Origin of the sequence: Arthrobacter sp. TB 26, from assembly GCF_000427315.1 — a bacterium.
GTDB lineage: Bacteria > Actinomycetota > Actinomycetes > Actinomycetales > Micrococcaceae > Arthrobacter.
Window position 1 is genome coordinate 14,385 of sequence record NZ_AUPJ01000289.1, and the last position, 476, is coordinate 14,860.

At 70.4% G+C, this 476-nt stretch carries 2 pseudogenes (both cut by a window edge); both read right to left on the bottom strand.

Going from position 1 to position 476, the window contains the following annotated elements:
• Positions 1-297: pseudogene (locus K789_RS22825) on the bottom strand (acyl-CoA dehydrogenase) (it extends 1,841 nt beyond the left edge of the window).
• Positions 294-476: pseudogene (locus K789_RS0110375) on the bottom strand (TetR/AcrR family transcriptional regulator); it runs 624 nt beyond the window's last position. Before K789_RS0110375 ends, K789_RS22825 begins: the two co-directional pseudogenes overlap by 4 nt.

Below are 476 nucleotides of genomic sequence, written 5' to 3' on the forward strand. Positions count from 1 at the left end.
GGCGGGGAAGGCGCGGTGCACCGCGCCGTTCTCCACCAGGATCTTGAGCTGGCCGAACGCGCGACGGCGGTGCTCGGTGTGGGTCAGGCCCTCGGTCTTGTGGAGTTCCGGACGGCCCGCGAGCGCCCGCGCGGTGCGGCGGGTGTCGGCCCATTTGCCCAGGAGCAGCTCGCCCAGCGCGGCCACGTCGACGGCGGGATACGGCGCGCCGGTTGTGGTCGCAGGGCGTGAGGAGGCCCGCGCCGGGTCAAGGGTGGTCTTGGGGGAGCCCGCGGGGCGGTCGGCTAGTTCGGTCATGTCGTTTCCTTCGTTGGTTCGGACAAGGTCGGTGCTGAAGTCGGTGCTGTTTGGGTCGGGGGTGTTTGGATCGGTGGTGTTTGCGTCGGGAGTGCCGTGCGGAGCTCGGGCGCGATACCCAGGCACAACCAGTCGGTGATCTGGCGTGCCATCGCTTCCTGGTCGGGCTTGGCGGGGGA